General features: G+C 69.2%; 24 protein-coding genes and 1 pseudogene. 3 read left to right on the forward strand and 22 right to left on the reverse strand.

Annotation, left to right across the window (positions count from 1 at the left end):
* Nucleotides 1-138: 138 nt before the first annotated feature.
* The 20 genes and pseudogenes from O159_RS07365 to O159_RS07460 form a co-directional block, all read right to left on the reverse strand.
* Nucleotides 139-1,059 carry an RluA family pseudouridine synthase gene (locus O159_RS07365; protein ID WP_021755133.1) on the reverse strand — a complete coding sequence of 307 codons (921 nt, stop codon included), beginning with the start codon at nt 1,057-1,059 and terminating at the stop codon, nt 139-141.
* On the reverse strand, nt 1,059-1,610 hold the full coding sequence (gene lspA / locus O159_RS07370) for a signal peptidase II (RefSeq protein ID WP_021755134.1): 552 nt from the start codon (nt 1,608-1,610) through the stop codon (nt 1,059-1,061). Before lspA ends, O159_RS07365 begins: the two co-directional genes overlap by 1 nt.
* A 31-nt stretch (nt 1,611-1,641) precedes the next feature.
* The gene (locus tag O159_RS07375; RefSeq protein WP_021755135.1) at nt 1,642-2,448 is read right to left on the reverse strand and encodes a DivIVA domain-containing protein; all 807 of its coding nucleotides are present in this window, start codon (nt 2,446-2,448) and stop codon (nt 1,642-1,644) included.
* Between the two features lie 148 nt (nt 2,449-2,596).
* On the reverse strand, nt 2,597-2,893 hold the full coding sequence (locus O159_RS07380; RefSeq protein ID WP_021755136.1) for a YggT family protein: 297 nt from the start codon (nt 2,891-2,893) through the stop codon (nt 2,597-2,599).
* Nucleotides 2,894-2,977: 84 nt separating this feature from the next.
* Entirely contained in the window at nt 2,978-3,484 is a 507-nt protein-coding gene (locus O159_RS07385) for a cell division protein SepF (protein ID WP_021755137.1), read from the reverse strand.
* 64 nt (nt 3,485-3,548) lie between these two features.
* Nucleotides 3,549-4,253: a YggS family pyridoxal phosphate-dependent enzyme gene (locus O159_RS07390; RefSeq protein ID WP_021755138.1), complete on the reverse strand. Its 705-nt coding sequence runs from the start codon at nt 4,251-4,253 to the stop codon at nt 3,549-3,551.
* Complete coding sequence (gene ftsZ, locus O159_RS07395) at nt 4,219-5,394, reverse strand: cell division protein FtsZ (RefSeq protein ID WP_021755139.1); 1,176 nt, start codon at nt 5,392-5,394, stop codon at nt 4,219-4,221. Before ftsZ ends, O159_RS07390 begins: the two co-directional genes overlap by 35 nt.
* A 155-nt stretch (nt 5,395-5,549) precedes the next feature.
* The gene (locus O159_RS07400; RefSeq protein WP_236609452.1) at nt 5,550-6,509 is read right to left on the reverse strand and encodes an FtsQ-type POTRA domain-containing protein; all 960 of its coding nucleotides are present in this window, start codon (nt 6,507-6,509) and stop codon (nt 5,550-5,552) included.
* A 3-nt stretch (nt 6,510-6,512) separates the two neighbouring features.
* Complete coding sequence (gene murC, locus O159_RS07405; RefSeq protein WP_021755141.1) at nt 6,513-7,925, reverse strand: UDP-N-acetylmuramate--L-alanine ligase; 1,413 nt, start codon at nt 7,923-7,925, stop codon at nt 6,513-6,515.
* A gap of 41 nt (nt 7,926-7,966) precedes the next feature.
* The gene (locus tag O159_RS07410; protein WP_043993635.1) at nt 7,967-9,043 is read right to left on the reverse strand and encodes a UDP-N-acetylglucosamine--N-acetylmuramyl-(pentapeptide) pyrophosphoryl-undecaprenol N-acetylglucosamine transferase; all 1,077 of its coding nucleotides are present in this window, start codon (nt 9,041-9,043) and stop codon (nt 7,967-7,969) included.
* A gap of 156 nt (nt 9,044-9,199) precedes the next feature.
* A pseudogene (locus O159_RS07415) lies at nt 9,200-10,324 on the reverse strand (peptidoglycan glycosyltransferase FtsW); the annotation flags it as partial.
* Nucleotides 10,224-11,777 carry a UDP-N-acetylmuramoyl-L-alanine--D-glutamate ligase gene (gene murD / locus O159_RS07420; protein WP_021755143.1) on the reverse strand — a complete coding sequence of 518 codons (1,554 nt, stop codon included), beginning with the start codon at nt 11,775-11,777 and terminating at the stop codon, nt 10,224-10,226. The pseudogene O159_RS07415 and the gene murD, both read right to left, overlap by 101 nt.
* A complete protein-coding gene (mraY, locus tag O159_RS07425) occupies nt 11,774-12,889 on the reverse strand; it encodes a phospho-N-acetylmuramoyl-pentapeptide-transferase (RefSeq protein WP_021755144.1) in 1,116 nt (371 codons plus the stop codon). Before mraY ends, murD begins: the two co-directional genes overlap by 4 nt.
* Nucleotides 12,886-14,313, reverse strand: coding sequence for a UDP-N-acetylmuramoyl-tripeptide--D-alanyl-D-alanine ligase (locus O159_RS07430; protein WP_021755145.1), 1,428 nt, complete (start codon nt 14,311-14,313; stop codon nt 12,886-12,888). The genes mraY and O159_RS07430 overlap by 4 nt, the downstream gene beginning before the upstream one ends.
* A complete protein-coding gene (locus O159_RS07435; protein WP_021755146.1) occupies nt 14,314-15,858 on the reverse strand; it encodes a Mur ligase family protein in 1,545 nt (514 codons plus the stop codon). It lies immediately after the preceding gene.
* An 11-nt stretch (nt 15,859-15,869) separates the two neighbouring features.
* Nucleotides 15,870-17,612: a peptidoglycan D,D-transpeptidase FtsI family protein gene (locus O159_RS07440; protein WP_043994131.1), complete on the reverse strand. Its 1,743-nt coding sequence runs from the start codon at nt 17,610-17,612 to the stop codon at nt 15,870-15,872.
* Nucleotides 17,613-17,635: 23 nt separating this feature from the next.
* Nucleotides 17,636-18,319 carry a hypothetical protein gene (locus O159_RS07445; RefSeq protein ID WP_021755148.1) on the reverse strand — a complete coding sequence of 228 codons (684 nt, stop codon included), beginning with the start codon at nt 18,317-18,319 and terminating at the stop codon, nt 17,636-17,638.
* Complete coding sequence (gene rsmH / locus O159_RS07450) at nt 18,316-19,293, reverse strand: 16S rRNA (cytosine(1402)-N(4))-methyltransferase RsmH (RefSeq protein WP_021755149.1); 978 nt, start codon at nt 19,291-19,293, stop codon at nt 18,316-18,318. Before rsmH ends, O159_RS07445 begins: the two co-directional genes overlap by 4 nt.
* 102 nt (nt 19,294-19,395) lie before the next feature.
* Nucleotides 19,396-19,827, reverse strand: a complete 432-nt coding sequence (gene mraZ / locus O159_RS07455) for a division/cell wall cluster transcriptional repressor MraZ (RefSeq protein ID WP_021755150.1) — start codon at nt 19,825-19,827, stop codon at nt 19,396-19,398.
* A 314-nt stretch (nt 19,828-20,141) separates the two neighbouring features.
* Nucleotides 20,142-20,519 (reverse strand): DUF3040 domain-containing protein, encoded by a 378-nt coding sequence (locus O159_RS07460; RefSeq protein WP_021755151.1) that lies wholly within the window; start codon nt 20,517-20,519, stop codon nt 20,142-20,144.
* 80 nt (nt 20,520-20,599) lie between these two features.
* On the opposite strand from O159_RS07460, the gene O159_RS07465 reads away from it, so the two are divergent.
* On the forward strand, nt 20,600-21,718 hold the full coding sequence (locus tag O159_RS07465; protein WP_021755152.1) for a polyprenyl synthetase family protein: 1,119 nt from the start codon (nt 20,600-20,602) through the stop codon (nt 21,716-21,718).
* 12 nt (nt 21,719-21,730) lie between these two features.
* Here the strand turns inward: O159_RS07465 and O159_RS07470 are convergent, their stop codons facing one another.
* Nucleotides 21,731-22,072: an Rv2175c family DNA-binding protein gene (locus tag O159_RS07470; RefSeq protein ID WP_021755153.1), complete on the reverse strand. Its 342-nt coding sequence runs from the start codon at nt 22,070-22,072 to the stop codon at nt 21,731-21,733.
* Between the two features lie 149 nt (nt 22,073-22,221).
* On the opposite strand from O159_RS07470, the gene O159_RS07475 reads away from it, so the two are divergent.
* Both O159_RS07475 and pknB read left to right on the forward strand, forming a co-directional pair.
* Nucleotides 22,222-23,343, forward strand: coding sequence for a lytic transglycosylase (locus O159_RS07475; protein WP_021755154.1), 1,122 nt, complete (start codon nt 22,222-22,224; stop codon nt 23,341-23,343).
* Between the two features lie 85 nt (nt 23,344-23,428).
* Nucleotides 23,429-25,330 (forward strand): Stk1 family PASTA domain-containing Ser/Thr kinase, encoded by a 1,902-nt coding sequence (pknB, locus tag O159_RS07480; RefSeq protein ID WP_021755155.1) that lies wholly within the window; start codon nt 23,429-23,431, stop codon nt 25,328-25,330.
* Between the two features lie 171 nt (nt 25,331-25,501).
* Here the strand turns inward: pknB and O159_RS07485 are convergent, their stop codons facing one another.
* Entirely contained in the window at nt 25,502-26,827 is a 1,326-nt protein-coding gene (locus O159_RS07485) for a class II 3-deoxy-7-phosphoheptulonate synthase (protein ID WP_043994135.1), read from the reverse strand.
* Nucleotides 26,828-26,889 lie beyond the last annotated feature (62 nt).

Raw genomic sequence — 26,889 nt, forward strand, 5'->3', positions numbered from 1 at the left:
GCCGGTCCGGCTCGCGACGAAAAGGGAGGAGCCGGCGGACGACACGCCGGGGAGAGACAGGGAACGGAGGAGTCCGGAGCGAGCTGGGAGCAGAACTCCGCCGTTTCGCGCGGGCGGAAGCGGGAGAGGGGGCCGGGGTCAGGGGCCGCGGAGGATGTCGAGGGCGTTCCGGAAGTCGGCGGGGTAGGTGGTGGCGAAGCTGACCCACTCCCCCGTCGCCGGGTGGGCGAACGCGAGCTGGACCGCGTGGAGCCACTGACGGGTCAGGCCGAGCCGGGCCGAGAGGGTGGGGTCGGCGCCGTACATCGCGTCGCCGACACAGGGGTGGCGCTGCGCGGAGAGGTGGACGCGGATCTGGTGCGTCCGGCCCGTCTCCAGGTGGATCTCGAGCAGGCTCGCCGCCGGGAACGCCTCGATGGTCTCGTAGTGGGTCACAGAGGGCTTGCCGCCGGCGACGACCGCGAATCTCCAATCGGACTTCGGATGCCGGCCGATCGGCGCGTCGATCGTCCCGGTCAGCGGGTCCGGATGCCCCTGCACCACCGCGTGATAGATCTTCTCAACTGTCCGATCGTGGAAAGCCCGCTTCAGCACGGTGTAGGCGCGCTCGGACTTGGCGACGACCATGAGACCGCTCGTGCCCGCATCCAGCCGGTGTACAATCCCCGCGCGCTCGGCGGCCCCCGAGGTCGAGATACGGAACCCGGCGGCGGCCAGGGCACCGAGCACGGTGGGCCCGTCCCAGCCGACCGAAGGGTGCGCGGCCACACCGGCCGGCTTGTCGATGACGACGATGTGGTCGTCATCGTGAACGATGGTCAGCTCGGGCACAGCGATCGGCACGATTCGCGGCTCCTCGCGTGGCTGCCAGGTCACATCGAGCCAGGAGCCGGCGATGAGGCGGTCGGATTTGCCGGCCTCGCGGCCGTCCACGGTCACGCCGCCAGACTCGGCGACCTCCGCGGCGAAACTGCGCGAGAAGCCGAGGAGCTTGGCGAGGCCGGCGTCGACGCGCACGCCGCCCAGACCGTCTGGGATGGGGAAGCTGCGGGACTCCATCAGGCAGACGGGTTCTCCGGCTTGTCCGCGGGGGACTCGTCACCGGCGGACACAGCGCTACTGGCATCGGCGCCCTCGTCCCGCTGCCGGCGGCCGTCGAGGCCGATCCCGCGCAGGGTCAGGACGAGGAATATCCCCATGCTGACGACGATCGCGACATCCGCGAGGTTGAAGATGGCCGGCAGCAGAGGGATCTGCAAGAAGTCGATCACGTGTCCGACCCCGAACCCCGGCTCCCGGAAAAGCCGGTCGGTGAGGTTTCCGAGCAGTCCGCCAAGGAGGAGGCCGAACAAGACGGCCCAGGCTGTCGAGCGGATGCGCCGCGCGTACCAGATGACGAAGCCGAGCACGCCGACGCCCACGAGAGAGAAGATCCACGTGGAGCCGCTGCCGATCGAGAACGCGGCGCCCGGGTTCTTGACGAAGTGGAACTGAAGGAGCTGTCCCAGAACAGCGACCTGCTGACCCTCGGAGAGGTTCGAGACGACCAGCGCCTTGGCGATCTGGTCCATGAGGTACACGCAGAGCGCGACCGCGGCCAGGATGGCCAAGGCCCCGACGCTGACCTTGGTCCGAGATGGACTAGCCTCCAAAGCCGGGGAAGACCGGAGGCTGGGCGCCCTGGTCCGAGCCGTTCGAGAGGTCGCCATGGCTCGCGGGCACCGGAGCGGGGACGCCGGAGACGCGGTTCGAGGAACCGGACCCGCCGACCTGCTGGCTGTCGAGGTCGCGGAGCTGGTTCTCGATGTAGCTCTTCAGGCCCGAACGGTAGTCGCGCTCGAAACCACGCAGTTCCTCGATGCGGCGCTCGAGGCCGACGCGCTCCTGTTCGAGGGAGGTGATCTGCGCGCGCTGCTTCGACTCCGCCTCGGCGACGATGCGGGCGGCGGTCGCGTGTCCCTCGGCGATGAGCGCGTCACGCTTCTCGACGCCCTCGCGGACATGCTCCTCGTGGAGACGGCGCGCGAGCTGCAGGAGGTTGTTGGTGGCGTTGGGGTCGTTCGCGTCCGTGGCAGCGCCCGCAGCGAAACCGGCAGCGGCCAGCGGAGCGGCGGCGGCCTGCTGGCGAGCCTCGGCGGTCTCGCGCTGGGCGATGGCGAGGCGCTGCTGAAGCTCCTCGTTCTCACGCTGCAGGCGTTGGAACTCGCCATCGCCGGCACTCAGAGAAGCGGCGACCGGGCCGGAAACGCCGGCATTGCGCTGGAGCTCGGCGATGCGCGAGTCGGACGCCACGAGACGCTGCTTCAGCTCTTCGTTCTCCTGGGTCAGCCGACGCAGTTCGACGACGACCTCGTCAAGGAAATCGTCGACCTCGTCCTGGTCGTAGCCCTCGCGGAACTTCGTCGGTTGGAACCGCTTGTTGACAACGTCTTCCGGAGTCAGCGCCATGACTAGCCACCTTAGATCTTAAAAAGAGACGAACAATGAGTGCTTAGCCAACGCTAGCAAAGTGCGCCAGCGGTGCCCACTCCGCCGCGCCCGGGCGCGGCAGAGTGGACGTCGCCGCACCGGCGCTGGCGCCGGGCGGCGGCGAGCGTCAGGTGAAGCTCACGGTGACGTACAAACCGATGATGACGACGAGCATCGTGAGGCTCCAGCCGAAGTCGAGCGCGACCGGCCCCATCGACAGCGGCGGGATGACGCGGCGGAAGAAGCGGATAGGCGGGTCGGTCGCCACATAGGCCGACTCAGCGAGGACGAGCCCGAAACCGCGCGGCCGCCACTGGCGCGCGAAAGTGCGCACCAGATCCAGCACGAAGCGGGCCCAGAGCACGAAGAAATAGATCAGCAGGACGTAGTAGAGGACGTTCGCGATGACCGAGACGACTAGCACGCTTCCAGTATGGACGACAGAGCACGCAGAAGGGCGCATTCTCCCGACGGACAGTGCGCCCTTCTGCGAGGTGGGTGCGGCGGTTCAGGCCTGCGCGAAGAAGGAGGCGTCGACCTCGGCCTCCTGGCCCCCGTGCTCGCCGGAGACGACGATGTGCGACGGAGACAGCAGGAAGACTTTGGGAGTGACCCGTTCGATCTTGCCGTACAGACCCTGCGAGAGACCGCTGGCGAAGTCGATGAGACGGCGCGCGTCGCCCTCGCTCATCTGCGAGAGGTTGATGATGACCGGGATGCCCTCGCGGAACGACTCTGCGATCGCCTGGGCGTCGCGGTACTGGCGGGGGTGGACCGTGAGAATCTCATTCATTTCCTGTACCGGAGTATTCCGTGCGGTGGACGATTTGCGCAGCGGAGTCACCGGCGCGCGGTTGGGCACGGGGGCGACCGCAGCGGGGTGCGGGACAGGCTGGACCGGCGCGGGAGCGGCGGCTTCGCGGCGGGGGTGATGCTGCGTCTGTTCCTCCTCGAACTCCAGCTCCTCGTCGGCGAGGCCCAGATAGACCATCGTCTTCTTCAGCGGGTTGGCCATCGCTTCCTCCGTGTAGGCCGGGGCGCCCGGCGGCGCCGCACGCGAAATCTTCTTGCTTCCGAGATTAACGAACGAGCGGCCGATTCCCGGTAATGGCCGTGCCGATCCGAAGGTGTGTCGCGCCGGCGGCGATGGCCTCCCGGTAGTCCTGGGACATCCCGGCGGAGATGGCTACCGCCTCCGGAGCGAGTGCGCGCACCCGTTCGCTCGCGGCCCGGACACGCTCGAAGGCGCGGGCCGGCTCCTCCTCCAGCGGGGCGACGGCCATCACGCCGAGGAGGCGCAGACCGGGTGTGGCGAGGACGTGGTCGACCAGCGGCTCCAGGTCGCGATCAGCCACACCGCCGCGGGCGGGGTCGTCCGTCAGGTTGAGCTGGACGAAGGCGTCGAGGACGGTTCCGTCGTCGCTCCGGAGCGCATCCACCAGCGAGAGGCGGTCGATCGAGTGGACGACGCCGGCGTACCGCCGGGCCTGGCGCGCCTTCTTGCTCTGCAACTGCCCGACGAAATGCCAGGTGAGTTCCAGATCCGCGAGCCCGGCCGCCTTCTCCTGCGCTTCCTGGTGCCGGTTCTCCCCCACATCCCGCACTCCGAGCGAAACCAGCTCGCGGACGAGGGACGCCGGGTGGAACTTCGTCACCACGATCGTCGTCAGTTCGCCGGGCGAGCGGCCAGCGGCCCGGGCGGCGACGGCGACGCTCTCCCTGACCGCGGCCAGCCGTTGCGCGAGCGGACTACTTGAGGAAGTCGGGGATGTCGAGGTCGTCATTCTCGTCGTCGAACGCCGGGTCTTTCTGGGCCGTCTCGGTCACGGGGGTCTCGCCAGTCGCGTGCCACGCCTCGGCCGAGGGAACGTCGGGCTCACCGGTCACGGCCGCCTGGGCCGCACGGGCGGCCGCGTCCTCGCCACCGGCCTCCACGAAGCTGGAGCGACGCGAGTCGATCGCCGGTTTCGCGCTCGGCTCGCCACCGTCGAAGCCCGCGGCGATCACGGTGACGCGCACCTCGTCGCCGAGGGTGTCGTCGATGACCGCGCCGAAGATGATGTTCGCCTCCGGATGCACCGCCTCCTGGACGAGCCGCGCCGCATCGTTGATCTCGAAGATGCCCAGGTTCGAGCCCCCCTGGATGGAGAGCAGCACACCGTGGGCGCCGTCGATGGACGCTTCCAGCAGCGGCGAGGCGACGGCCAGCTCGGCCGCCTTGATCGCCCGGTCCGCGCCGCGCGAGGAGCCGATGCCCATGAGCGCGGAGCCCGCGCCCTGCATGACGGATTTGACGTCCGCGAAATCGAGGTTGATGAGACCGGGGGTGGTGATGAGGTCGGTGATGCCCTGCACACCGGCGAGGAGCACCTGGTCGGCGGTGGAGAACGCCTCGAGCATACTGATGCCACGGTCGCTGATCTCCAGCAGCCGGTCGTTCGGCACGACGATGAGGGTGTCGACCTCTTCCTTCAAGCGCTGGACACCGGAGTCGGCCTGCTGCGAACGGCGTTTGCCCTCGAAGGAGAACGGCTTGGTGACGACGCCGATAGTGAGCGCGCCGATCGACTTCGCGATCCGCGCGACCACGGGAGCGCCCCCGGTGCCGGTGCCGCCACCCTCGCCCGCGGTCACGAAGACCATATCCGCGCCGGCGAGCGCTTCCTCGATCTCCTCCGCATGGTCTTCGGCGGCGCGGCGGCCGACCTCGGGGTCGGCGCCGGCTCCCAGGCCTCGGGTGATCTCACGGCCCACGTCGAGCTTCACATCGGCGTCGCTCATGAGCAGCGCCTGGGCGTCCGTGTTGATGGCGATGAACTCGACACCGCGCAGGCCGAGCTCGATCATGCGGTTGACGGCGTTGACGCCGCCTCCGCCGATGCCGACGACCTTGATCACGGCGAGGTAGTTCTGGTTTGCTGTCACGTCCGGCCTCCACGGGAACCTTCAACCTCAAGTCGAGGTTTAAAGTTATGCTGAGTATGCAATTTTCTCTTTCGACGGTAGAGGCGCGGAGCCGCCCGCCCCGGCAGCCACAAGGCGTGTCGGGAAACTCCCGGCGCATCCCGTCGTCATCGCGCTCAGCCCGTGGTCACGCTGTGCGGGGAGGAGACGTCGTAGCGGCTGTTCCCCGGGACGCTCTTCAGAAGGGCGGCGAGATCGGCAGCCTTCAGCGCGGAGTCGTCCGCGCTCCCCCACACCACCGTCGCACCGCTGCCGCGCAGCGTGAACGAGACATCGTCCTTGGTCTTCGCGGTGATCGTGTCCACCTGCGCACGCACATCCGCGGGCAGCGCCGACAGCGCACCCGCAGCGGCGGCGAAGCCCGAGTCCGCGTTCGCGTCGGCGGCGGGGCCGCTGGCGGCGATGAGCGGCATGCCCTCCGGACGCGTCTGAGTGGAGGAGATCGGCACTTTGGCGGCATCCACCAGTGTGAAAGCGGAGCCTTGCTGGATCGCTCCGATCGGCTGGCGCTCCACCACGCGCACGACGATCGTGTCGGGCGGGCGGCTCTCGAGACTGTAGCTGCGGATGAGCGGGAAGGCGGCCAGATCCCTTGAGATCGCCGTCTGGTCGAGCAGCGGGAGAGGCCGCCCGAGCTGATCATCGAGCTTCTGCCGGATGACCTTGGGGTCGAGGCGTTCCGTGTCGGTGACCTCGATGTTCTTCAACGCGAGCAGCGGGGAGAAGCCGACCAGCACCACACCGAGCACGAGCGCCCCGACGACGGCGCCCGCGACCGTCCAGACCTGCTTGCGGCGGCGCGAGCGTCTGGTGAAACGCCGGACCTCCGCGCGCTCGAGGCGCCGACGCTCCTTGCGCGCAGCCCGGAGGGCCTTGCCGATCTCGCGATTGCTGGGGAGGCGGTCGTAGGGCGATGCCCCGGCGGGGAAAGCCTCGGGGGCCGCGCGCGGCGCGCGGCACTCCTGCGCCGGTGCGACCGGTTCCGGCTCCGTCCCCAGCGTGGCCGTTTCCTCCGCCCGCGGCACGGCCGCAGACGACGCGGCGGCCGTCCGGTCGAATCCTTGCGGGCGCTTCACCGGCTACTCCCGCACGCGACGGAGCGAGTCGAGCAGCTGCGGAACGATGCGGTAGACATCGCCGCAGCCGAGTGTGATCACGAAATCGCCTTCGCGGGCGATCTCGGCCGTGTGATCGGCCGCGGCCTGCCAGTCCGCGATGAACGCGACACGCTCCGGGTGGGCGAACCGGTCCGCGACGAGCGCGCCGGTCACACCGGGTTCGGGGTCCTCGCGCGCGCCGTAGACATCCAGCACGACGGTCTCGTCCGCATAGGCCTCCAGCGTCTCCGCGAACTCTTTCGCGAACAGACGGGTGCGGCTGTACAGATGCGGCTGGTGGACCGCGATGATGCGGCCGTCGCCGACCACCGTTCGGGCGGCGGAGAGCGCGGCGGCAACCTCGGTGGGGTGGTGGGCGTAGTCGTCGTAGACGCTGACGCCCGCGACCGTTCCGTGGAGCTCGAAGCGGCGCTCCGTTCCCCCGAACTCGGCGATCTCCGCGAGAGAGGCGGCCGGCTCGAAGCCGAGACCGGTCAGCACAGCGAAAGCGCCGGCCGCGTTGATCGCGTTGTGCCGGCCGGGCACACGGAGGCGGGCGGAGTACACGTCGCCGCCCTGGCTCAGGGTGAAGGCGACCGGACCGTCCGTGACGATCGTGTCCACGCGGATGTCCGCGTCCTCCGCCTCGCCGAAGGTCAGCACGCGCTTGCCGGGCGCGGCCTCGCGCAGCCGGCGGGTGACATGCTGCGCGCCGGGGTCGTCGGAGGAGAGGACGACGAACTCGGCGGACTCCTCGGCGAAGGCGACGAACGCGTCCTCGAACGCCTCCAGCGAGCCGTAGTGATCGAGGTGGTCGGGGTCGACGTTGGTGATGAGGGCGACGGCCGTGTCGTACAGCAGGAAAGAACCGTCCGACTCATCCGCCTCGACCACGAACAGCTCACCGCTGCCGGCCCGGGAGCTCGTGCCGAGCGAGGCGATGACGCCGCCGTTGACGAAGCTCGGGTCTTCGCCGAGTCCGAGCAAGCCGGTGACGATCATCCCGGTCGACGTCGTCTTGCCGTGGGCGCCGGCGACCGCGACGAGCCGCTTCCGGGCGATGAGCCACGCGAGCGCCTGCGAGCGGTGCAGCACGGGCAGGCCCTTCTCGAGCGCGAGCCGGTACTCCGGGTTGTCCAGCCAGAGCGCGCCGGTCACCACCAGCGTGTCGGCGTCGCCGACGTTCGCCGCGTCATGGCCGATCGCGATGTTCGCTCCGAGCGCGCGGAGGGCGTCCACATTCGCCGAGTGGCGGACGTCGGAACCGGTCACGGTGTGCCCGGACTCGAGGAACAGCCGGGCGATGCCACTCATCCCCGACCCGCCGATGCCGACGAAGTGGAGCTTTCCCAGCTCGTCGGGGATGGTCAGGGCCAGGTCGGGTTTGATCGTCACGCGCGCTGCTTTCGGTTTACGGAACTTCCACCATTATGACGCTAAGCCGCCGAGAGCCCGGTCCGGATGAGCGACACCACACGGTCGGAGCCGTCGCGGACGCCGACGCTCGCGGCGCGCTCCGCCATCCCGGCCACACGGGCACGGTCGGCCAGCAGCGGGAGCAGCTGCGCATCCACCCAGTCGGGCAGGAAACCTGCGTCGTCGACCAGGATGCCGCCGCCGGCCGCGACCACACCGGCCGCATTGTGGCGCTGCTCCCCGTTGCCGATCGGAAACGGCACGTACACGGCGGGGATGCCCAGGGCCGCGAACTCGCACAGGGTCGCGGCGCCCGCCCGCGCGACAGCGAAATCGGCGAGCGCGAGCGCCAGGTCCATCCGGTCGCAGTAGCCGAGCAGCCGGTAGTGCGGGAGGCCGGGGTCGCTCAGTTCCCCGCGCCCGCCCTGAATGTGCAGCACCTGCCAGCCGGCCTCCGTCAGCCGGGCGGCCCGCGCGGCGATCGTCTGATTGATCCGGCGCGCGCCGAGGGAACCGCCGGTGACGAGCAGGGTCGGCCGGTCGGCGGCGAGGCCGAAGTGGGCCAGCGCGGCCGGACGCGCGGCGACCCGGTCGAGCTCCTCGATCTCGGGGCGCAGCGGCATTCCGACGAACCGCGCGTGCGGAAGCCTCGTGCCCTCGAAGGCGACACCCACCCACGGCGTGTAGCGGGCGCCCAGGCGGCTGGCGAGACCGGGCCGGGCGTTGGCTTCGTGGAGGATGAGCGGCACGGCCGCTTTGCGCGCGGCAGAGTAGGCCGGCGCAGCCGCGTACCCGCCGAAGCCCACCACGGCGGCGATTCCGCGCGCGCGGATCAGGTCGCCGACCGCGCGGACCGAGCGCCGGTACTCGCCCGGGAAGCGCACCGCGGCGGCGTTGGGCCGGCGCGGGAACGGGAGCCTCGGGATGGTCGCCAGCTCATAGCCGCGGGCAGGCACCAGGCGCGCCTCCAGGCCCTCCGCTGTCCCCAGCACGAGGATCTCGGCGGCGGGGTCGTCACGGCGCAGGCGGTCGGCGACGGCGAGCAGGGGGTTCACATGGCCGGCGGTGCCGCCGCCGGCCAGCAGGTAGGCGGTCACTCGGCCAGGCCCTTCGCGGCGCGGGCGTCGCGGGCGTTCTGGCGGGCGAAGGAGAGGACGATTCCGATCGCGATCATAGAACTGATCATGGCAGTCCCCCCCCGCGGAGATCAGTGGGAGCGGGACGCCGAGCACAGGGATCACGCCGAGGACCACCGCGATGTTCACGAACGCCTGCCCGATCAGCCAGACCATGATCGCCGCCGTGGTCACCCGAGCGAACGGTTCGGCGGAGGCCTGGATGATGCGCAGGAACACGAAGGCCAGCATCACGAAGAGCAGGAGGACGACGACAGCGCCGATGAGGCCCAGCTCCTCGCCGATGATCGCGAAGATGAAGTCGGTGTCGGCCGCCGGCAGCCAGGACCACTTCGAGTGCGAGTTTCCGAGGCCGACGCCGAAGACGCCGCCGGAGGCGAGCGCGTAGAAGCCGTTGTCGATCTGCCAGTTGACGTCGGGGTTCGCCGCGCTGGAACCGCCGAACAGGGCGGCGATGCGCCCGAGGCGGCTAGCGCTGGAGGTCGCGACGAAGAACGCAAGGATTCCGATCCCCACCACCCCCACGAACAGGTACCGCAGCCGAACACCGGCGAAGTACATGCCCCCGAGCACGAACCCGGCCATGACCATGGTCGTCCCGAGGTCGCCGCCGAGCACCACCAGCCCGATCGCACCGCCCGCGACGGGGAGGACCGGGATGGCGACGTGCCGCCAATCGCTCAGCCGATCGGCTTTGCGGGCGAGCACCACCCCGAGCCAGACCACCAGGGCGAGTTTGATCGCCTCCGAAGGCTGCACGGTCTGCGAGCCGATGCGCAGCCAGTTGCGGTTGCCGCCGATCTCGACGCCGAGGGGCGTCACGAGGACGAGAAACTGCAGGAAGCAGGCCGCGGCCAGGAAGAACCAGATCGTCTTGCGCCAGAAGCGGGCCGGCAGCCGCGAGACGAGGAACATGAGCGGGAGCCCGATGAGCGCATACGCACCCTGCGACCAGAACCGCGAGAAGAAGTTGTCGGTGTCGTTGTGGGACTCCACGGCCGACGAGGAGAGCACCATGACCAGGCCGAACACCACCATGAACAGGGTTGTGCCGAGCAGCAGGAAATAGTCGGCGGACTCGCTCGAGGCCGACCGTCCCAGGGAAATCCGGGAGGCGATGCCCGACAGCCGGGAAGCGGGTTCAGCCGCCGGAACTGGGACGCGAGGCGGAGCTGCCGTCATCCGCCTCACCTCCCAAGTATTCGTTGACGGCCGCCTGGAAGAGGCGCCCGCGCTCTGCATAGTCGGAGAACTGATCCATCGACGCCGCCGCCGGTGCGAGCAAGACCGTGTCCCCGTCTCGGGCGAGAGCAGCGGCCAGCCGGACCGCCGTCGGCATGACGTGCTCAGTCTCGTCGGCGTCCACCTCGACCACGGGGAGCCTGGGCGCGTGTCGCTGGAATACGGAGCGCAGCGGGTCTCGATCGGCGCCGATGAGCACAGCACCTCGAAGGCGCGCGGCGTGCCGCTTCACGAGGCCATCGAGGTCCACGCCCTTGAACAGCCCGCCGACCACCCAGACCACCGACGGGTAGGCCCGCAGCGATGCGTCCGCGGCGTGCGGATTGGTGGCTTTCGAATCGTCCACCCAGCTGACCCCGGCCTCGATGCGCACCAGCTCGATGCGGTGCGCGTCCAAGCGGAAGGCGGTGAGCACATCCCGCACCACCCACGGCTCAACACCGTAGGAGCGGGCGAGCGCGCTCGCGGCCAGAATGTTGGCCACGATGTGCGGGGCGGCGAGGCCGGCCTCGCGCAGCTCCTCGAGCGTGGTGAGCTCGATCGCGCTGTGGAGGCGATCGTCCAAGAAGGCACGATCGCACAGGATGCCGTCCACGATCCCGAAGTCGCTCGGGCCGGGCACATCGAGGCCGAAGCCGATCGCGCGGGCGCCCTCCACGACCTCCGCTTCCTCCACCATCCGCAGGGTGGCCTCATCCGCCCGGTTGTACACGCAGGCGACCTGCGCGTTCTCGTAGACCTTCGCCTTCGCGGCGACATACGCCTGGAGAGAGCCATGCCAGTCGAGGTGGTCGTCCGCGATGTTGAGGCAGGCGGCTGCGTACGGCGAGAGCTCGCCCCCGGCGTTGCGGTTGATCCAGTGCAGCTGATAGCTCGACAGCTCAACCACGAGGACATCGAAGCCCTGCGGATCGCGGATGGCGTCGAGCACGGGGACGCCGATGTTGCCGCACGGCGCGACCCGGGAGCCGCCCGCGAGCAGCATGGTCGCGGTGAGCTGCACGGTCGTGGTCTTGCCATTGGTGCCCGTGACGCAGATCCAGTCGGCCGGGCTGTTGCCGCTGCCCGGAGGAGCCGTCTTGTCGTGCAGCCGCCACGCCAGTTCGATGTCGCCCCAGACCGGGACGCCCCGCTGGTCCGCCCAGAGCAGCAGCGGGTGGTCCGCGTGGAAGCCCGGGGAGACCACGATCAGCTCGGGGCCGAACGCGCTCAGTCTCTCCGGCGGTGCGCTCAGATCGGCCTGCTCCAGCAGCTCCGCGCCGATGACGTCCAGGAGCATCGCACGCTCGGGGTCCGCCCGGGACGCGACGACGAGCACCGACGCGCCCAGCTCGGCCAGGGTGTCCGCGACGGAGAATCCGGTCACTCCGAGCCCGTACACCGCGACCCGCAGGCCCGACCAGTCGGCGTGCCAGCTGGTCAGAGCGGCGAGGCGCTCCTCCGCTGGGGTCATGTGGCGAGCCATTCGAGGTAGAAGGTGCCGACGCCGGCGGCCACAAGCAGTCCGCCCACGATCCAGAATCGGGCCACCACGGTGACCTCGGCCCAGCCCTTCAGCTCGAAGTGGTGGTGGATCGGGCTCATCAGGAAGATGCGCCGGCCGTGCGTGAGCTTGAAGTATGCCCGCTGGACGATCACCGAACCGGCCTCGATGACGAACAGGCCGCCGATCAGCACCAGCAGCAGCTCGGTGTGGCTCAGGATCGCCAGCGCGGCGACAGCGCCGCCGAGAGCCAGCGAGCCGGTGTCCCCGAGGAAGATCTGCGCGGGCGAGGTGTTCCACCACAGGAAGCCGACGACCGCGCCGACGATCGCGGTCGCGACCACCGCGAGGTCGAACGGATCACGCACGTCATAGCACTTGGACAGATTCTCGGGGTTCAGCGTCGAGCTCGCGCAGGACTGGATGGACTGCCAGAAACCGATGATGATGTACGCGCCGATGGCGAGGATGCTCGCGCCGGAGGCGAGACCGTCCAGCCCGTCGGTCACGTTCACGCCGTTCGAGGCGGCAGCGACGATCAAATTGATCCAGATCAGATACAGCCCGTAGCCGACGATCAGGCCGATCGCACCGAAGCGGGTGATGTTGGCGAAGTCAAGACCAGGCAGGTCACGGATGAACGAGACGCTCATCGTGGCCGGTGTGGCACCACGCCCGTTCGGGAACATGATCACCAGGAGCGCCCACACGGTCGCGACGAACACCTGGCCGGCGACCTTCGCCCAGCCGGTGAGCCCCAGGCTCCGCTCGCGGCGGGTCTTCAAGAAGTCGTCGACGAAGCCGACGAAGCCGAGCCCGACCATGAGGAAGAGGACGAGCAGCGCCGACACGCTCGCCTCGTCGCCGGTGAGGAGAAGCGCGACGAAGTAGCCGAAGAGCGTGCCAAGGATCACAACGATGCCGCCCATCGTGGCGGTGCCGCGCTTGGCGTGGTGGCTCTGCGGGCCGTCGTCGCGGATGAACTGGCCCCACTGCAGACGGCGGAACAGCCGGATGAAGACCGGTGTCAGGAAAAGCGTGAACGCCATCGACAGTGCGCCGGAGGTCAGCAGGGCTCTCACGAGAACAATTCTCCCAGTCGGTCGCCGAGGAAGCGCAAGCCCGCCGAGTTGGAGGATTTGACGAGCACGGTGTCCCCGGCGCGCAGCGTGTCCTTCAGATGGTCGTAGGCCGCGTCCTGGCTTTCACAGTAGAGCGACTCGCCATCCCAGGAGCCCTCGTTGATCGCCGTGATGTGCATCCGGCGCGCCGGGGGGCCGACGACGATGAGCTGGTCGATGCCGAGACGGACCGCGAGCAGTCCGATGCGGTCGTGCTCCTCGCCCGAGAGTTCGCCAAGCTCGCTCATCTCGCCGAGCACGGCGATGGTCCGCTCCCCCGGCCCGGCGATCTGCGCGAGCGTCTTCAGAGCGGCCGACATCGAATCAGGGCTGGCGTTGTAGGCGTCGTTGATCACGGTCACACCGCCCGCGCCACCCAGGACCTCCATCCGCCAGCGCTCGGCGCGCTGGACCGTCTCCAACCCTGCCACGATGCGGTCGATGCCGATGCCGAGCGTGTGGGCCGCCGCCGCCGCCGCCAGCGCGTTCATGACGTGATGCTCCCCGAGCACGCGGAACCGGACCGGGCGCGAGACAGCGCCGCCCCCGTCCGCACCGGGCAAGCGCAGAACGAAGGACGTGCCGCGCGAGGTCGAGCGGATGTCGCTGGCCCGCACCGCGCCGCGGTCGTCCAGACCGAACCACAGCACACGGGCCGCGGTCTTGTCCGCCATCGACGCCACCCGCGGATCGTCCCGGTTCAGGACGGCGACATCCGAGTCCAGTAGGTCGCTGACCATCTCCGTCTTCGCCGCGAGGGTCTTCTCGATCCCGCCGAACTCGCCGGCGTGCGCGAGGCCGACCGTGAGCACGATGCCGATGTCGGGCCGCGCCATGCGCACCAGCCGGGCGATCTCTCCGATGCCGCTCGCGCCCATCTCGGCGACGAGATACTGCGTCCTCTCGGAGACCTCGAGCATCGTCACCGGCGCACCGACCTCGTTGTTGAACGAGGCGCGCGGGGCGACGGTCGGGCCGCTCTGTTCCAGGATGGCGCGCAGCAGATTCTTGGTCGTGGTCTTGCCGTTCGAGCCGGTGATCCCGACGATCCGGAGGTTCCCGAGGGCGCGGACACGGGCGATCACCTCGGTCGCGAGATCGCCGAGGGCCACGACGGTGTCCTCCACCACCAGCTGGGGCCCGGCGACGTCGAGTTCGCGGTCCACCACGACGAGCGCGGCGCCGGCCTCGAGGGCCTGCGGCACGAACAGGTGGCCGTCGGTCGCCTCGCCGGGCTTCGCGAAGAAGATCGCGCCGGGGACGACCTCGCGCGAATCGGTGGTGGAGAGCCCGTCCACGACGGTACACGGTGTGGCATCCGTGCTCCCGAGGAGGAGACGCCCGCCGGTCGCGGCGGCGATCTCGGCCAGAGTGAGAGCGATCATCTACAGCCACCCGGCCTCTCGCAGCGCGAGACGGGCATCGTCCCGGGCGGAATAGGGGATGCGCTCCCCCGCCGCTTCCTGGTAATCCTCGTGTCCGGGACCGGCGTACAGCACCACGTCCCCCTCGCCCGCGAGCGAAAGCGCGGTGCGGAAGGCGGTGCGCGGGTCGGGGACCTCGTACAGCTCGCGCTCCGGAACGGCGTTCCGCGCGCCCTCGAGAAGGGCGGCGCGGATCGCGGCCGGGTCCTCCCAGCGCGGGTGGAAGTCGGTGATCACCACGGCGTCCGCGCCGCGGGCCGCGATGGCGCCCATATCGGCGCGCTTGGTGGTGTCGCGGTCCCCGTCGGCGCCGAAGACCATGACGATCCTGCCCGCGCTCACGCGGCGCAGCGCCGCGAGCGTCGAGGAGAAGGCGTCCGGGGTGTGGCCGTAGTCGATGAACACAACGGGACCGAGGTCGCCGGAGAGACGCTCGGCACGGCCCGGGATGTAGGCGTCGATGCCGCCGTCGCGCTCGAACGCAGCGCCGATGGCGTCGAGATCGTAGCCCGACTCCACCAGCATCACGATCGCGAGCGCCGCGTTCGAGGCGTTGTAGGCGCCGAGGAGAGGAACGCTCGTCTCCAGCCGGCGTCCCCCGGGACCCTCCAGCGCGAACGCGGTGCGGGCCAGGCTCTCCTCGAGGACGGTCACCGTCCAGTCGGCCTCCGCTTCCGCCGCGCTCGAGAGCGTCGTGACCGGGATGCGCGACTGCTCGACGAGTGTGCGCCCCCACTCGGAGTCCACCGTCACGACGCCGCGACGGGCGCGGTCCGGCTGAAACAGCTCCAGCTTCGCGGCGAAGTAGTCCGGCATCGCCGTGTAGTCGTCGAGGTGGTCGTGGCTGAGGTTGGTGAAACCGACCACGTCGAATTCGATCCCATCGACGCGGTGGCGGCTGAGCGCCTGCGCCGAGACCTCGATCGCGGCGGCACGCACGCCTTCCTCCCGCATCCGGGCGAGCAGGGCGTGCAGTTCGGTGGCCTCGGGTGTGGTGAGTGTGCTCGTGATGGCGTGCTTGCCGATCCGGCGCTCGGCCGTCGAGGTGAGTCCAGCGACGACTCCGAGCTGGCCCAGGATCGCGTACAGCAGGTAGACGACGCTCGTCTTGCCGTTCGTGCCGGTGACGCCGAACAGCGTCGCCGCGTTGTCCTCGGTGCGGTGTATCCAGGCCGCGACGGCGCCGAGCGCCGCCCGAGGGTCGGCGGTGACGACGATCGGGAGGCCCGCAGCGGCGGCGAGGTCCGCGCCTTCCCCGTCGGTGAGCACGGCGATAGCGCCGGCCTCGGCGGCCTCGGCGGCGTAAGCCGCGCCGTGGGCGTTCCGGCCGGGGACGCCGACGTAGAGATCGCCGGGCTCGACGGCGGAACTCGCGAGAGCCGCCCCGGTCACCTCGACGCCGTCGAGGTCACCCCGGACATCCAACCCGAACAGCGCGACCAGCTGGGCGAGCGGGCGGGCGACGGGATGCTCGGGGCGCAGAGTGGAGGGCGCCGGTCCGGTCACGGGGCTCACTTTCAATAATACGGAGGATAGTCGGCCGAGCCCGACGTCGAGGGCTTCACCCGGTAAGTCTTCAGCACCTGGCTCATGATCGTGTGGAACAGCGGAGCGGCTGCTGCCGATGAAGTAATGGTAGTCGGGTATCCGAGGTTGACCGAAACCACGTACTGAGGATCGTCCAGCGGCGCGACGCCCATCACGGAGACGTAGTACGAGGGCAGGTAGCCCCCCTTCCCGTCCGGCTGCTGAGCGGTTCCCGTCTTCGCCGCGACGCGGTAACCGGGGATCTGGAGCTGTTTCTTGAGTTCGCCCTTGGTGACCACCGACTCCATCATCCCGAGCGTCGTGGCGGCCGCCTGGGGTGAGACGACCAGCACCGGCTGCGGCTTCGGGAGGGTCTTCTCTTTGCCGTCCGACTGCGTGCAGCTCTCGACCATCGTGAGCGGGATACGGGTGCCACCGTTGGCGAGCGCCTGATACGCGCCGACCATCTGCAGCTGCGTAGCCGAGACACCCTGACCGAACATGGTGGCGTACTTGGTCTGGTCGTCCCAGTCCCCCACCGGGCGCAGGATGCCGTCCGACTGCCCGGGGTAGGGCAGGCCGGTGTCCTCGCCGATGCCGAACTTCTTGAGATAGTCGTAGCGGGTCTGGTCACTCAGCGCCCGGCCGAGCTGCGACATGCCGGTGTTCGAGGACATCATGAGCACGCCGGTCAGCGTCAGCCGAAGCGGAGCATGGTAGCCCGAGTCGTGCAGGTCCGCACCGTTGCCCGACTTCCATTCGTAGGGGGCGAGCACCTGCGAGGTGGGGCTGGCCTTGCCCTGGTCGATCAGCATCGCCGCGGTCAGCGCCTTGAACGTCGAACCCGGCTCGTAGGGGTCGGTGAACGGCAGCAGATTCCAGTACGACGGGTCCGTCGCCGAGATGTTGTTCGGGTCCAGCGACGGATACTGCGCGATCGCCTTGATCTTGCCGGTCTTCGCCTCTGCGACCGTGACGAAGCCGAACGTCGAGCCGGTGGCCCGCACCTGCTGGGCCAGCGTCTGCTCGGCGAACCACTCCAGATCGCTGTCGATCGTGAGTTTCACCGTTCCGCCGTCTTTGGCGGCCTTCTGCACCACGGTGCTGCCCGGGATAGCCACGCCGTCGGCGCCGCCCTGGTACGTCTGAACGCCGTTCTGCCCGGCGAGGCAGGAATTCTCGCTCGCTTCCAGGCCGCCGTTGCCACTCTGCGAGACATAGCCGAGCAGATTCCCCGCGACCGCGCCGTTCGGGTAGCTGCGGGCCTGCGTCTTGGTGAAGGTGAGCCACGGATACGGGAGTTTGTCGAGCTTGTCGAAGGTGGTGACGCCCATCCCGCTCTTGATCAGGACGTACTTCGACTTCGGGTTCCCCTTGAGGGCGTCGTCGAACAGGGCGACGACCGCGTCGCCGCCCTGGCCCGTGATCGCGCCGATCTTCGCGGCCGCCTGCACCATCTGCTCGCGGCCTTTGGCGACGGCGTCCGACGGGGAGGCCTGAGCCGTGTAGGTGTAGACCGTCGTGGCCAGGACCTTGCCGGAGTCGTCCACGATGTCCCCACGGTCGCCGTACAGCGTCGTCGAGTCCTCCTTGGCGCTCTCCGACTTCTTCTGCAGCGCCTCGGCGTTCACCACCTGGATGTCCACCAGCTTGCCGCCAAGGATCATCACCGACACGGCGACGCCGACAGCGGTGAGTGCGGTGCGGCGCCGGAGCGTCTTCTTGTCGGACATTCCGCGGCTACCGTTCTTCCCCATCAGTGCGTCACCGGTGTCGGCAACGCTCCTTCCAACGGTACGGACGGAGTCTCGGTCCGCTTGGACGCCGCACCCCCGCTTGCGGAATTCCCAGCTTGCGCCGTCGCGCTCTGCGGCGGGCCCTGAGCGGTCACCAGCGGAACGCCCTGCAGCTGCGCGTTCGAAACCAGATTGCCCTGAGCCCCGGTGACCGTGCCGGCCGCACCCGTCGCGGCGAGCGGCGCCCCGAGCACCGCCCCGTCCGACAGCCGGAGATAGGCCGGGTTGCTGTTGCTGACCATCCCGAGCGTGTTCGCGTTCGCGGCGAGGTTCTGCGGAGAGGTGAGCCGGCCGAGGTCCTCGGAGGCCGCCTGGTACGACCGTTGCAACTCCGTCTGCTTCGACTGCAACGAGCCCAGCTGGTACGCGCCCTGCGAGATCCCGATGCTGAGGAGCAACTGGACCACCACGATCGCGAGCAGCGCAGAGACCGCGATCACCGCGTACAGCGCGCGCGGCCGGGCCCGGCGCTGGCTCCGGGTGCTGACGATTTCGAGGTGGACCCGGCGATCCCGCCCGGCTCGTTCGTGCCGTTCCTCGCGCTCCGGCAGCACTGCCGCCGTCGCCGCCTGACTCGCGCCGACCGGCCCCCCGGTCCAGAGAGCGGTCGGCCGGCGGCGACTCCCCACCGCGTTCGTGCTCATGAGCCCCTCCGATCCTCAGATGCCCTGGTCCGCTCGGCCGCCCGCAGACGGACGGGAGCGGCCCTCGGGTTGGCGGCCTTCTCGTCGTCGTCCGCCAGCTCGGCGCCGCGGATCAGCAGTCTCAGCTCGGGCCGGTGCTCCGGCAGCTCCACCGGAAGCCCCGCGGGTGCGCTGGAACGGGAGCGAGTCTGCAACTCCCGCTTGACGATGCGGTCCTCCAGCGATTGGTACGACTCCACGACGAGGCGGCCACCGACGGCCAGCGCGTCGATCGCCGCCGGGAGGGCACGCTCCAGCGCCGCGAGCTCCTGGTTCACCTCGATGCGCAGCGCCTGGAATACGCGCTTGGCCGGGTGGCCCTGCCGCGCAATCGCTGCCGGCGCCGCCCGCTGAAGGATGTCGACCAGTTCGCCCGAGCGGGTGATCGGCCCCTGCTGCCGCGCCGCCACGATGCGCTGCGCATACCGGGCGGCCAACTTCTCCTCGCCGTAGTCGCGGAAGATGCGGCGCAGGGCGGCCTCGGAGTACTCGGCCAGCACCCGCTCGGCGGTCAGGTCGCTCGTGCCGTCCATCCGCATGTCGAGCGGCGCATCCTTCGAGTAGGAGAAACCGCGCTCCACCCGGTCGAGCTGCAACGAGGAGACGCCGAGGTCGAACAGCACTCCCTGCGCCTCGGGAATGCCGAGGCCGTCGAGCGCCTCTCGGATGCCGTCGTAGACCGTGTGGACGAGGTGGACGCGGTCGCCGAAGCGGGCCAGGCGCTCCGCCGCGATCGCAAGCGCTTCCGGATCGCGGTCGAGCCCGACGAGCGTCGCGTGCGGGAACCGAGCCAGGATGCCGGCGGAGTGGCCGCCCATCCCGAGCGTGGCGTCGACGATCACTGCGCCCGGCTCCCGCAGCGCGGGGGCGAGGAGTCCGATGCAGCGCTCGAGGAGCACCGGGAGGTGGATGCCGCCGTGGATGTCGTCGCTCATGGCCTTCTCCGGTCGAGCCCCTGGCGCCCGATCCCCATCCATCCCGACCTGACACCGGGGAAGTGGTGTCAGGGCGTATGGCTGGGAGTCCGGCGCCAGGCGCTAGAACAGTCCCGGAATCACCTCCTCCTCTGTGTTCGCGAATGCGGCTTCCTGCTCGGCCAGATAGGTCTCCCACGCTTCGGCGTCCCAGATCTCCGCGCGGCTCCCTGCGCCGATCACGACCAGATCGCGATCGAGGCCCGCATAGGAGCGGAGCGCTGGCGGGACGGTCACCCGGTTCTGCTTGTCCGGGACCTCCGCGCTCGCCCCCGAGAGGAAGACGCGCAGATAGTCGCGGGCTTGTTTGCTCGTCACCGGCGCTTGCCGGATCTTCTCGTGGAGCGACTGGAACTCCGCTTGCGAGAAGACGTAGACGCAGTGCTCCTGACCGCGGGTGAGCACGAGTCCGGACGCGAGCTCCTCCCGGAACTTGGCCGGCAGGATGATGCGCCCCTTCTCGTCCAGCTTCGGGGCATAGGTACCGAGGAACATCGGATTCCACTCCCCTCTCCCGGCCAAGGTTGCGGTGCGACTCCACTTTACTCCACTTTCATCCACAAATTTAGGCAATCTTGGAATATTGCCTCGTTTGGGGGGACTCATTCCCCGTAATTCCAAGGAGAAAAGTGGTGGAAGGAAATGGAGGAGCCTCCCCCGAAAGGACCGAGGAAGAGACGCGAAAAAGGACCGATCGGAAAGATCGGTCCTGAGGCTGGACGGAAGGGGAGCGTTGTGGAGGAGAGCGGGGCGGACACGAGAAAGGCCCACCAGCGGCGGGCCTCACACAGGAAGTGCGGTCGTTCGGCTCAGCCCTGACCGTCGTTACGCTTGTCCCAGCGGTCGTTCATGCGCTCCATGAACCCGCTCTGATTGCGCACCGGCTTGCCCCGGGTCTGCGCGGGGGCATCCGGGTCGACGGCGATGCGCTTTCCGGGGGCGATGGCAAGAAGCACGCCCGCGAACATCACGACGAAGCCCAGAAGGCCGACGATGGGCTGCTGGACGAAGACGCCGGTGACCAGCACCATGACCCCGGCCACGGCCACGAGGACCCCGAGAACGATCGAACGGTAGGCGGGCCGAGCGCGCTTGCCGCCGACCTTCGCGACGAAATCGGCGTCGTTCTGGTAGAGACTGCGCTCCATCTCTTCGAGGAGGCGCTGCTCGTGTTCTGAAAGCGGCATCCGGAATCCCCCTCTTTCTGGCGGGTTCTAGGCGTTGTGTGGCCGATTGTAGCTGTACGGGGTCTGACTAGGCTAGGCGTGTGTCAGAAAGCATTCGATTCGTCGACCTCATTCAGTCCAGGCTCGATGGATTCTTCGATGCACGTGCGTCTATTCTCATCTCCATCGCCGATGAGCTCTCGCCCATTGCAGAGTTTTCGAGGGACTTTCTCAGCGGCGGCAAGAGGTTCCGGGCGCTTTTCTGCTTCTGGGGCTGGCAAGCGGTGAGCGCATCGGGCGAAGACGCTGCCGACGGGACGGTGAAAGCCGGCGGGCCGCTGGATGCCGTCGTCTCCGTAGCGAGCGCCCTGGAGCTCTTCCACGCCGCCGCGCTGGTCCACGACGACCTCATCGACAACTCCGACACACGGCGCGGCGCGCCGAGCGCGCATCGGCGGTTCGAGAGCCTTCACGACAGCGAAGGCTGGTCGGGGTCCGGGGAGCGTTTCGGCACGGGCGCCGCGACACTCCTCGGCGATCTCCTGCTCATCCTGAGCGACGAACTGTTCGAGGAGGGAATCGGGCAGACCGTGAGTCCGGCCGCACGCCGAGCGGCCCGCGCGGAGTTCAACCGGATGCGCCTCGACGTGACCGCCGGGCAGTACCTCGACCTCTTCGAGGAGATCGGCTGGGCCGGCCGGCCCGATGCTGACCAGCTCGCCCGCGCCGAGCGCGTGATCGTCTACAAATCGGCCAAGTACTCCATCGAGTCGCCGCTTCTCATCGGGGCCAGTCTCGCCGGGGCGAGCGCCGGTCAGCTCGACGCCCTGCGCGGCTTCGGGCTCCCTCTCGGGATCGCCTACCAGTTGCGGGACGATCTCCTCGGCGTGTTCGGGGACGCCGCCGTCACCGGCAAGCCGAGCGGTGACGACCTCCGCGAGGGCAAGCGGACCGTCCTGATCGCCCTCACCCGCGAAGCGCTCCCGGCGGGCGCCCGTGCCACCCTCGACGAACTGCTCGGCGACCCGGACCTGACAGCGGGACAGATCGAGACCCTGCAGCTCACCATCCGCCAGTCCGGCGCGGTGGAGAAGGTGGAGCGAATGATCGCCGACAGTGTGGGGCGGGCGATCGCAGCGCTCGAGACGGCGCCGATTGGGGAGTCCGCGAAGGCTCAGCTGCGTGCCCTCGCCGTGACGGTCACCCGGCGCGCGGCCTGAGAGCCGAAGCCGCTACGCCAGCGCCTGCGCGACCCGGCGCACCTCGGCCTTGCGGCCAGCGCGCAGCGCCTCGATCGGCGAGGTGCCGAGGCTGTCTTCCTCGGACAGCAGCCAGTCGACGGCCTCCTCGTGGCCGAAGCCGTCGTCGCCGAGCAGGATGAGCGTCCCGCGCAGCTCGCGCAGCGGCTCCCCGTCGCGGAGGAAGACGGCGGGGACCTTCAGGACGCCGTCGATACGCTTGGCGCCGAGATGGTTGTCTTCGATGAGCCGGCGTACTCGGCTGACGCCGACCCCCAGCTGCTCGACGAGATCGGGGACGGTCAGCCACTCGATGGCCTGGGCTTGCTCGTTCACACCACAAGCGTGCCACGCGCGGACGCTTCGCACGAAGCGCGCCCGATGTTACGGTTATGTAAACGCGTTTCACATCTGTCACAGTGTTTGACTCCCTGCTCAGCTTGTGCCAGCGTTGAAGCCGCCATGCCACTCTTCTGGGGGTCACGATGTCGCCGACCGAGAACACAGCGAGCCACCTGCTCGGGCGCGTCTTGGGACGTGTGCCGATCGCGGTGGCGGGGTCCATCGCCGTCACGGTGGGACTGATCGCCCCCGCGCAGGCTCTGCCCGCGCCGCCGGCCGAGCGGTCACGCGACAAAGCGCCGCAGGAGGGTGAGGACGAACGCGACGGCACCGGCGCACACGACACGGTGACCTCTGTCGTCCCTGCGGCGGCAGCCCGCTCAGCAGCACCGGCCCAGACCGCCCTCGCCGCCGCGCCCTCGAGCTACCGTGTGCGAGAGGGCGACACGGTCTCCGGCATCGCCGCGCGCTTCGGCCTGTCGACGGCGAGTGTGCTCGCGCTCAACGGGCTCTCCTGGAAAAGCCTGATCTTCCCCGGCCAGCTGCTCGCGCTCAGCGGCGCCGCGGCGCCGACGACCGTGTCGACGCCGGACCGCTCACCGGAAGCGACGAAGTACGAAGTCGTGCGCGGAGACACCATCAGCGGCATCGCCGCACGGTTCGGGGTGAAGACCGCGACCGTGCTCAGCGCGAACGGACTCAGCTCCTCCAGCCTGATCTTCCCCGGCCAGCTGATCACCATCCCCGGTGGGTCCGCTGTTGCCGTCGCCGCACCGGCGCAGGCTCCGGCTGTGCCACCGGCGGTGAACCAGCCCAGCGCTCGGCCGAACGCCTCGGCGGAGACCGGCCCGGTCATCCCGCTCAGCGAGGAGATGCGCGCGAACGCACAGCTCATCGTGCGGGTCGGCCGCGCCGAGGGGGTCAGCGACCAGGGCATCGTGATCGCGCTGGCCGCGGCCGCGCAGGAGTCGGGTCTGCGCAATATCCGCCATGGCGACCGCGACTCGCTCGGGCTGTTCCAACAGCGCCCGAGCACCGGCTGGGGCACCCCGGCCCAGGTGCTCGACGCCGACCGCGCCACCCGCGCCTTCTTCGGCGGCGGCGGGAACCCCAACACAGGGAAGACGCGCGGCCTGCTCGACATCCCCGGATGGACCTCGATGAGCGTCGCCCAGGCCGCACAGGCCGTGCAGCTCTCCGCCCACCCCGACGCCTACGCCAAATGGGAGGCGTCCGCACGGGCCTGGGTCGCCCAGCTCGGCTGAGCGGAATGTCACAGCCGGATCACGGCCCTCGCTTCCTCCGGTGTTTTGCAGGGCTCATGCATGCGCCGTTCCTTAGACTCGATCCGTGACCACGAGCCAGACCGATCCCCTGATCGGCCGTCTGATCGACGGCCGCTATCAGGTGCGCTCGCGGATCGCGCGCGGCGGGATGGCCACGGTCTACCTCGCCACAGATCTGCGCCTCGAGCGCCGCGTGGCGATCAAGGTGATGCACGGCCACCTCGCCGACGACACCACCTTCAAGAACCGCTTCGTTCAGGAAGCCCGCTCGGCCGCGCGCCTCGCGCACCCGAACGTGGTCAATGTCTTCGACCAGGGCCAGGACTCCGACATGGCGTATCTGGTCATGGAGTACCTGCCCGGGATCACGCTCCGCGATCTGCTCAAGGACTACGGCAAACTCACGCCCGAGCAGACCATCGACATCATGGAGGCGGTGCTGAGCGGGCTCGCCGCCGCCCACAAGGCGGGCATCGTTCACCGCGACCTGAAACCCGAGAACGTGCTGCTCGCCGACGACGGACGCATCAAGATCGGCGACTTCGGCCTCGCCCGCGCCGCGAGCGCGAACACCGCCACCGGCCAGGCGCTCCTCGGCACGATCGCCTACCTCTCGCCCGAACTCGTCACCCGCGGCGTCGCGGACGCCCGCAGCGACATCTACGCGCTCGGCATCATGATGTACGAGATGCTGACCGGCGAGCAGCCCTTCCAGGGCGAACAGCCGATGCAGATCGCCTACCAGCACGCCAACGACGCGGTCCCGACGCCGAGCGGCAAGAACACGGCCGTGCCCGCCGAGCTCGACGATCTCGTGCAGTGGGCGACCGAGAAGGACCCGGACCGCCGCCCCAAGGACGCTCGCGAGCTGTTCGACCGGCTCGTCGAGGCCGAGAAGTCCCTTCGCGGCGAAGCCGGCCTCCAGCCGACTATGGTGCTGCCGCCGGCGTTCGAGGCGGCGGAGGGCAACACCCAGATCATCAACCCGGCCATCCGCCAGCAGGTCGCCGCCAACACGCCCAGCGCCACCGAACGGCTGAGCGCCGCCTCCGCGCGCCGCCGAGCGAAGGGCTGGTGGCTGTTCGCGTTCGTCATCCTGCTCGCGGGACTGGCCGGCGGCACCGGATGGTACTTCGGCGCCGGTCCCGGCTCGCTCGTCAGCGTCCCGAACGTGGTCAGCAAGACACCCGCCGCCGCCGCCGCGCAGCTCACGGAGCTCGGATTCCGGACCCGACAGACGCAGGAGTACAGCGTGACCGTGCCCGCCGGGCAGGTCTCGAGCACCGTTCCGGTGGCCGAGACATCGGCCGGGCGTGGCTCGACCGTGACGCTGCGCGTCTCCCAGGGCCCGAAGCCGGTCACCATCCCGCCGCTCGCCGGACACCCCCTCGACACAGCGAAGGCCGCGATCGCCGGCGTCGGGGCGAAGGTGGGGGCCGTCGCCGAGCAGTTCGACGGCAAGGTACACTCCGGAACCGTCATCTCCGCGACGAAGACCTCCGACGGGGGCGACATCTCCGGCGGCGGACCGTATTTCGAGGCGGCCTCCGTCGATCTCGTGGTGTCGGTCGGTCCCGTTCCGGATGTTGCGGGGAAGTCTGTGGAGAGCGCCACCGCGCTCCTGCGCAAGGCGGGCCTCGTAGTCACCGCCGGGCCGGAAAGCTACAGCGAGACCATCGCCAAGGGCGACGTGATCTCCGCACAACCGCAGTCCGCGGTGGTCCGTCCGGGCGACACCGTCGCCCTGACGACATCGAAAGGCCCCGAGCCGGTCCCTGTTCCGGACGTGGTCGGCCAAACCTGGGACAAGGCCAAGAAGACCCTCACCGAGGCGGGCTTCGCTCTCAAGTACTCCTCTGCCGCCGATCTCCTCCCGGCCGCGTTCGTCGTCTCCAAGATCAGCCCCGGAGCCGGAACCCAGGCCGATAAGGGCTCCACCGTCACCGTCAACTTCGCCGGCTTCTAACTCTGCTCCCTCGCCCCTCCTCCCACAACGAGGTACGTGGAAAGGGAGGAGATATCAGCCGAGAGAAGCCGAAAAGCGGGAAAAGGAGGAGATCCGGACCTGGAGGGGCCGGATCTCCTCCTTTTCGTGCGGGATAACGGGGGTGGGGACGGGCAGGGGTGCGGGAACAGGTCAGGGCTGGCTGAGCTCTTCCGCGACCAGGAAGGCCAGCTCGAGGGACTGCATGTGGTTGAGGCGGGGATCGCAGAGCGACTCGTAGCGGGTGGCCAGGGTCGCCTCGTCGATGTGCTCGGAGCCGCCCAGGCACTCCGTGACATCGTCTCCCGTGAGTTCGACGTGGATGCCGCCGGGGTTGGTCCCGGCCGCCCGGTGAGCCTCGAAGAAGCCTTTGACCTCATCCACGACGTCCTCGAAGCGGCGCGTCTTGTAGCCGGTCGGGGTGGTGAGGCCGTTGCCGTGCATCGGGTCGGTGACCCAGAGCGGGCGGGCTTCGGAGCGTTTGATGGCCTCGAGGAGTGGCGGAAACGCCTCCCGGACCTTGCCCGCTCCCATCCGTGTGATGAAGGTCAGGCGGCCGGGCTCGCGCTCCGGGTCGAGCTTGTCGATCAGGCGCAGCATATCGTCCGGCGACGTGGTCGGCCCGAGCTTGACGCCGATCGGGTTGCGGACGCGGGAGAGGAAGTCGACATGCGCGCCGTCCAGATCACGGGTGCGCTCACCGATCCACACGAAGTGCGCCGAGGTGTTGTACGGCGAACCGGTGCGGGAGTCGATGCGCGTCATCGGGCGCTCGTAGTCCATGAGGAGCGCCTCATGGCTGGAGTAGAACTCGACACGCTTGAGCTCGTCGAAATCCGCACCGGCGGCCTCCATGAACTTGATGGCGCGGTCGATCTCACGGGCCAGACCCTCGTAGCGCTGGTTGGCCGGGTTCGCCGCGAAACCTCTGTTCCAGCTGTGTACCTGACGCAAGTCGGCGAAACCCCCCTGCGTGAACGCGCGGATGAGGTTCAGCGTCGAGGCGGCCGTGTGGTAGCCCTGGACGAGCCGGCGTGGGTCGGCCTGGCGCGACTCCGGTGTGAAGTCGTACCCGTTGACGATGTCGCCACGGTAGGCGGGAAGCGTGACATCCCCGCGCGTCTCGGTGTCGCTGGAGCGCGGTTTGGCGAACTGCCCCGCCATGCGCCCCATCTTGATGACGGGCACAGACGCGCCGTAGGTGAGCACGACAGCCATCTGCAACACCGTTTTCACCCGGTTGCGGATCTGGTCGGCGGTCGCGTCCGCGAAGGTCTCAGCGCAATCGCCGCCCTGGAGCAGGAAGGCGTTGCCTTCGGCCGCGCGCGCGAGCCGGGTGCGCAGCTGGTCCACCTCACCGGCGAAGACGAGCGGCGGCAGGGTGGCTAGTTCGGCCGAAACCGCCGTCACCGCGTCTTTGTCCGGCCACTCCGGCTGCTGTTCGATCGGCAGCGTGCGCCAATAGTCCAGGCCCTCCATCACGGACTCGTCCGGGACGATGACGGGGTCTGTGGTCTGCAGCACTGTTTCTTCCGCTCAAT

It is taken from the genome of Leifsonia xyli subsp. cynodontis DSM 46306 (genome assembly GCF_000470775.1).
GTDB classification, from domain to species: domain Bacteria; phylum Actinomycetota; class Actinomycetes; order Actinomycetales; family Microbacteriaceae; genus Leifsonia; species Leifsonia cynodontis.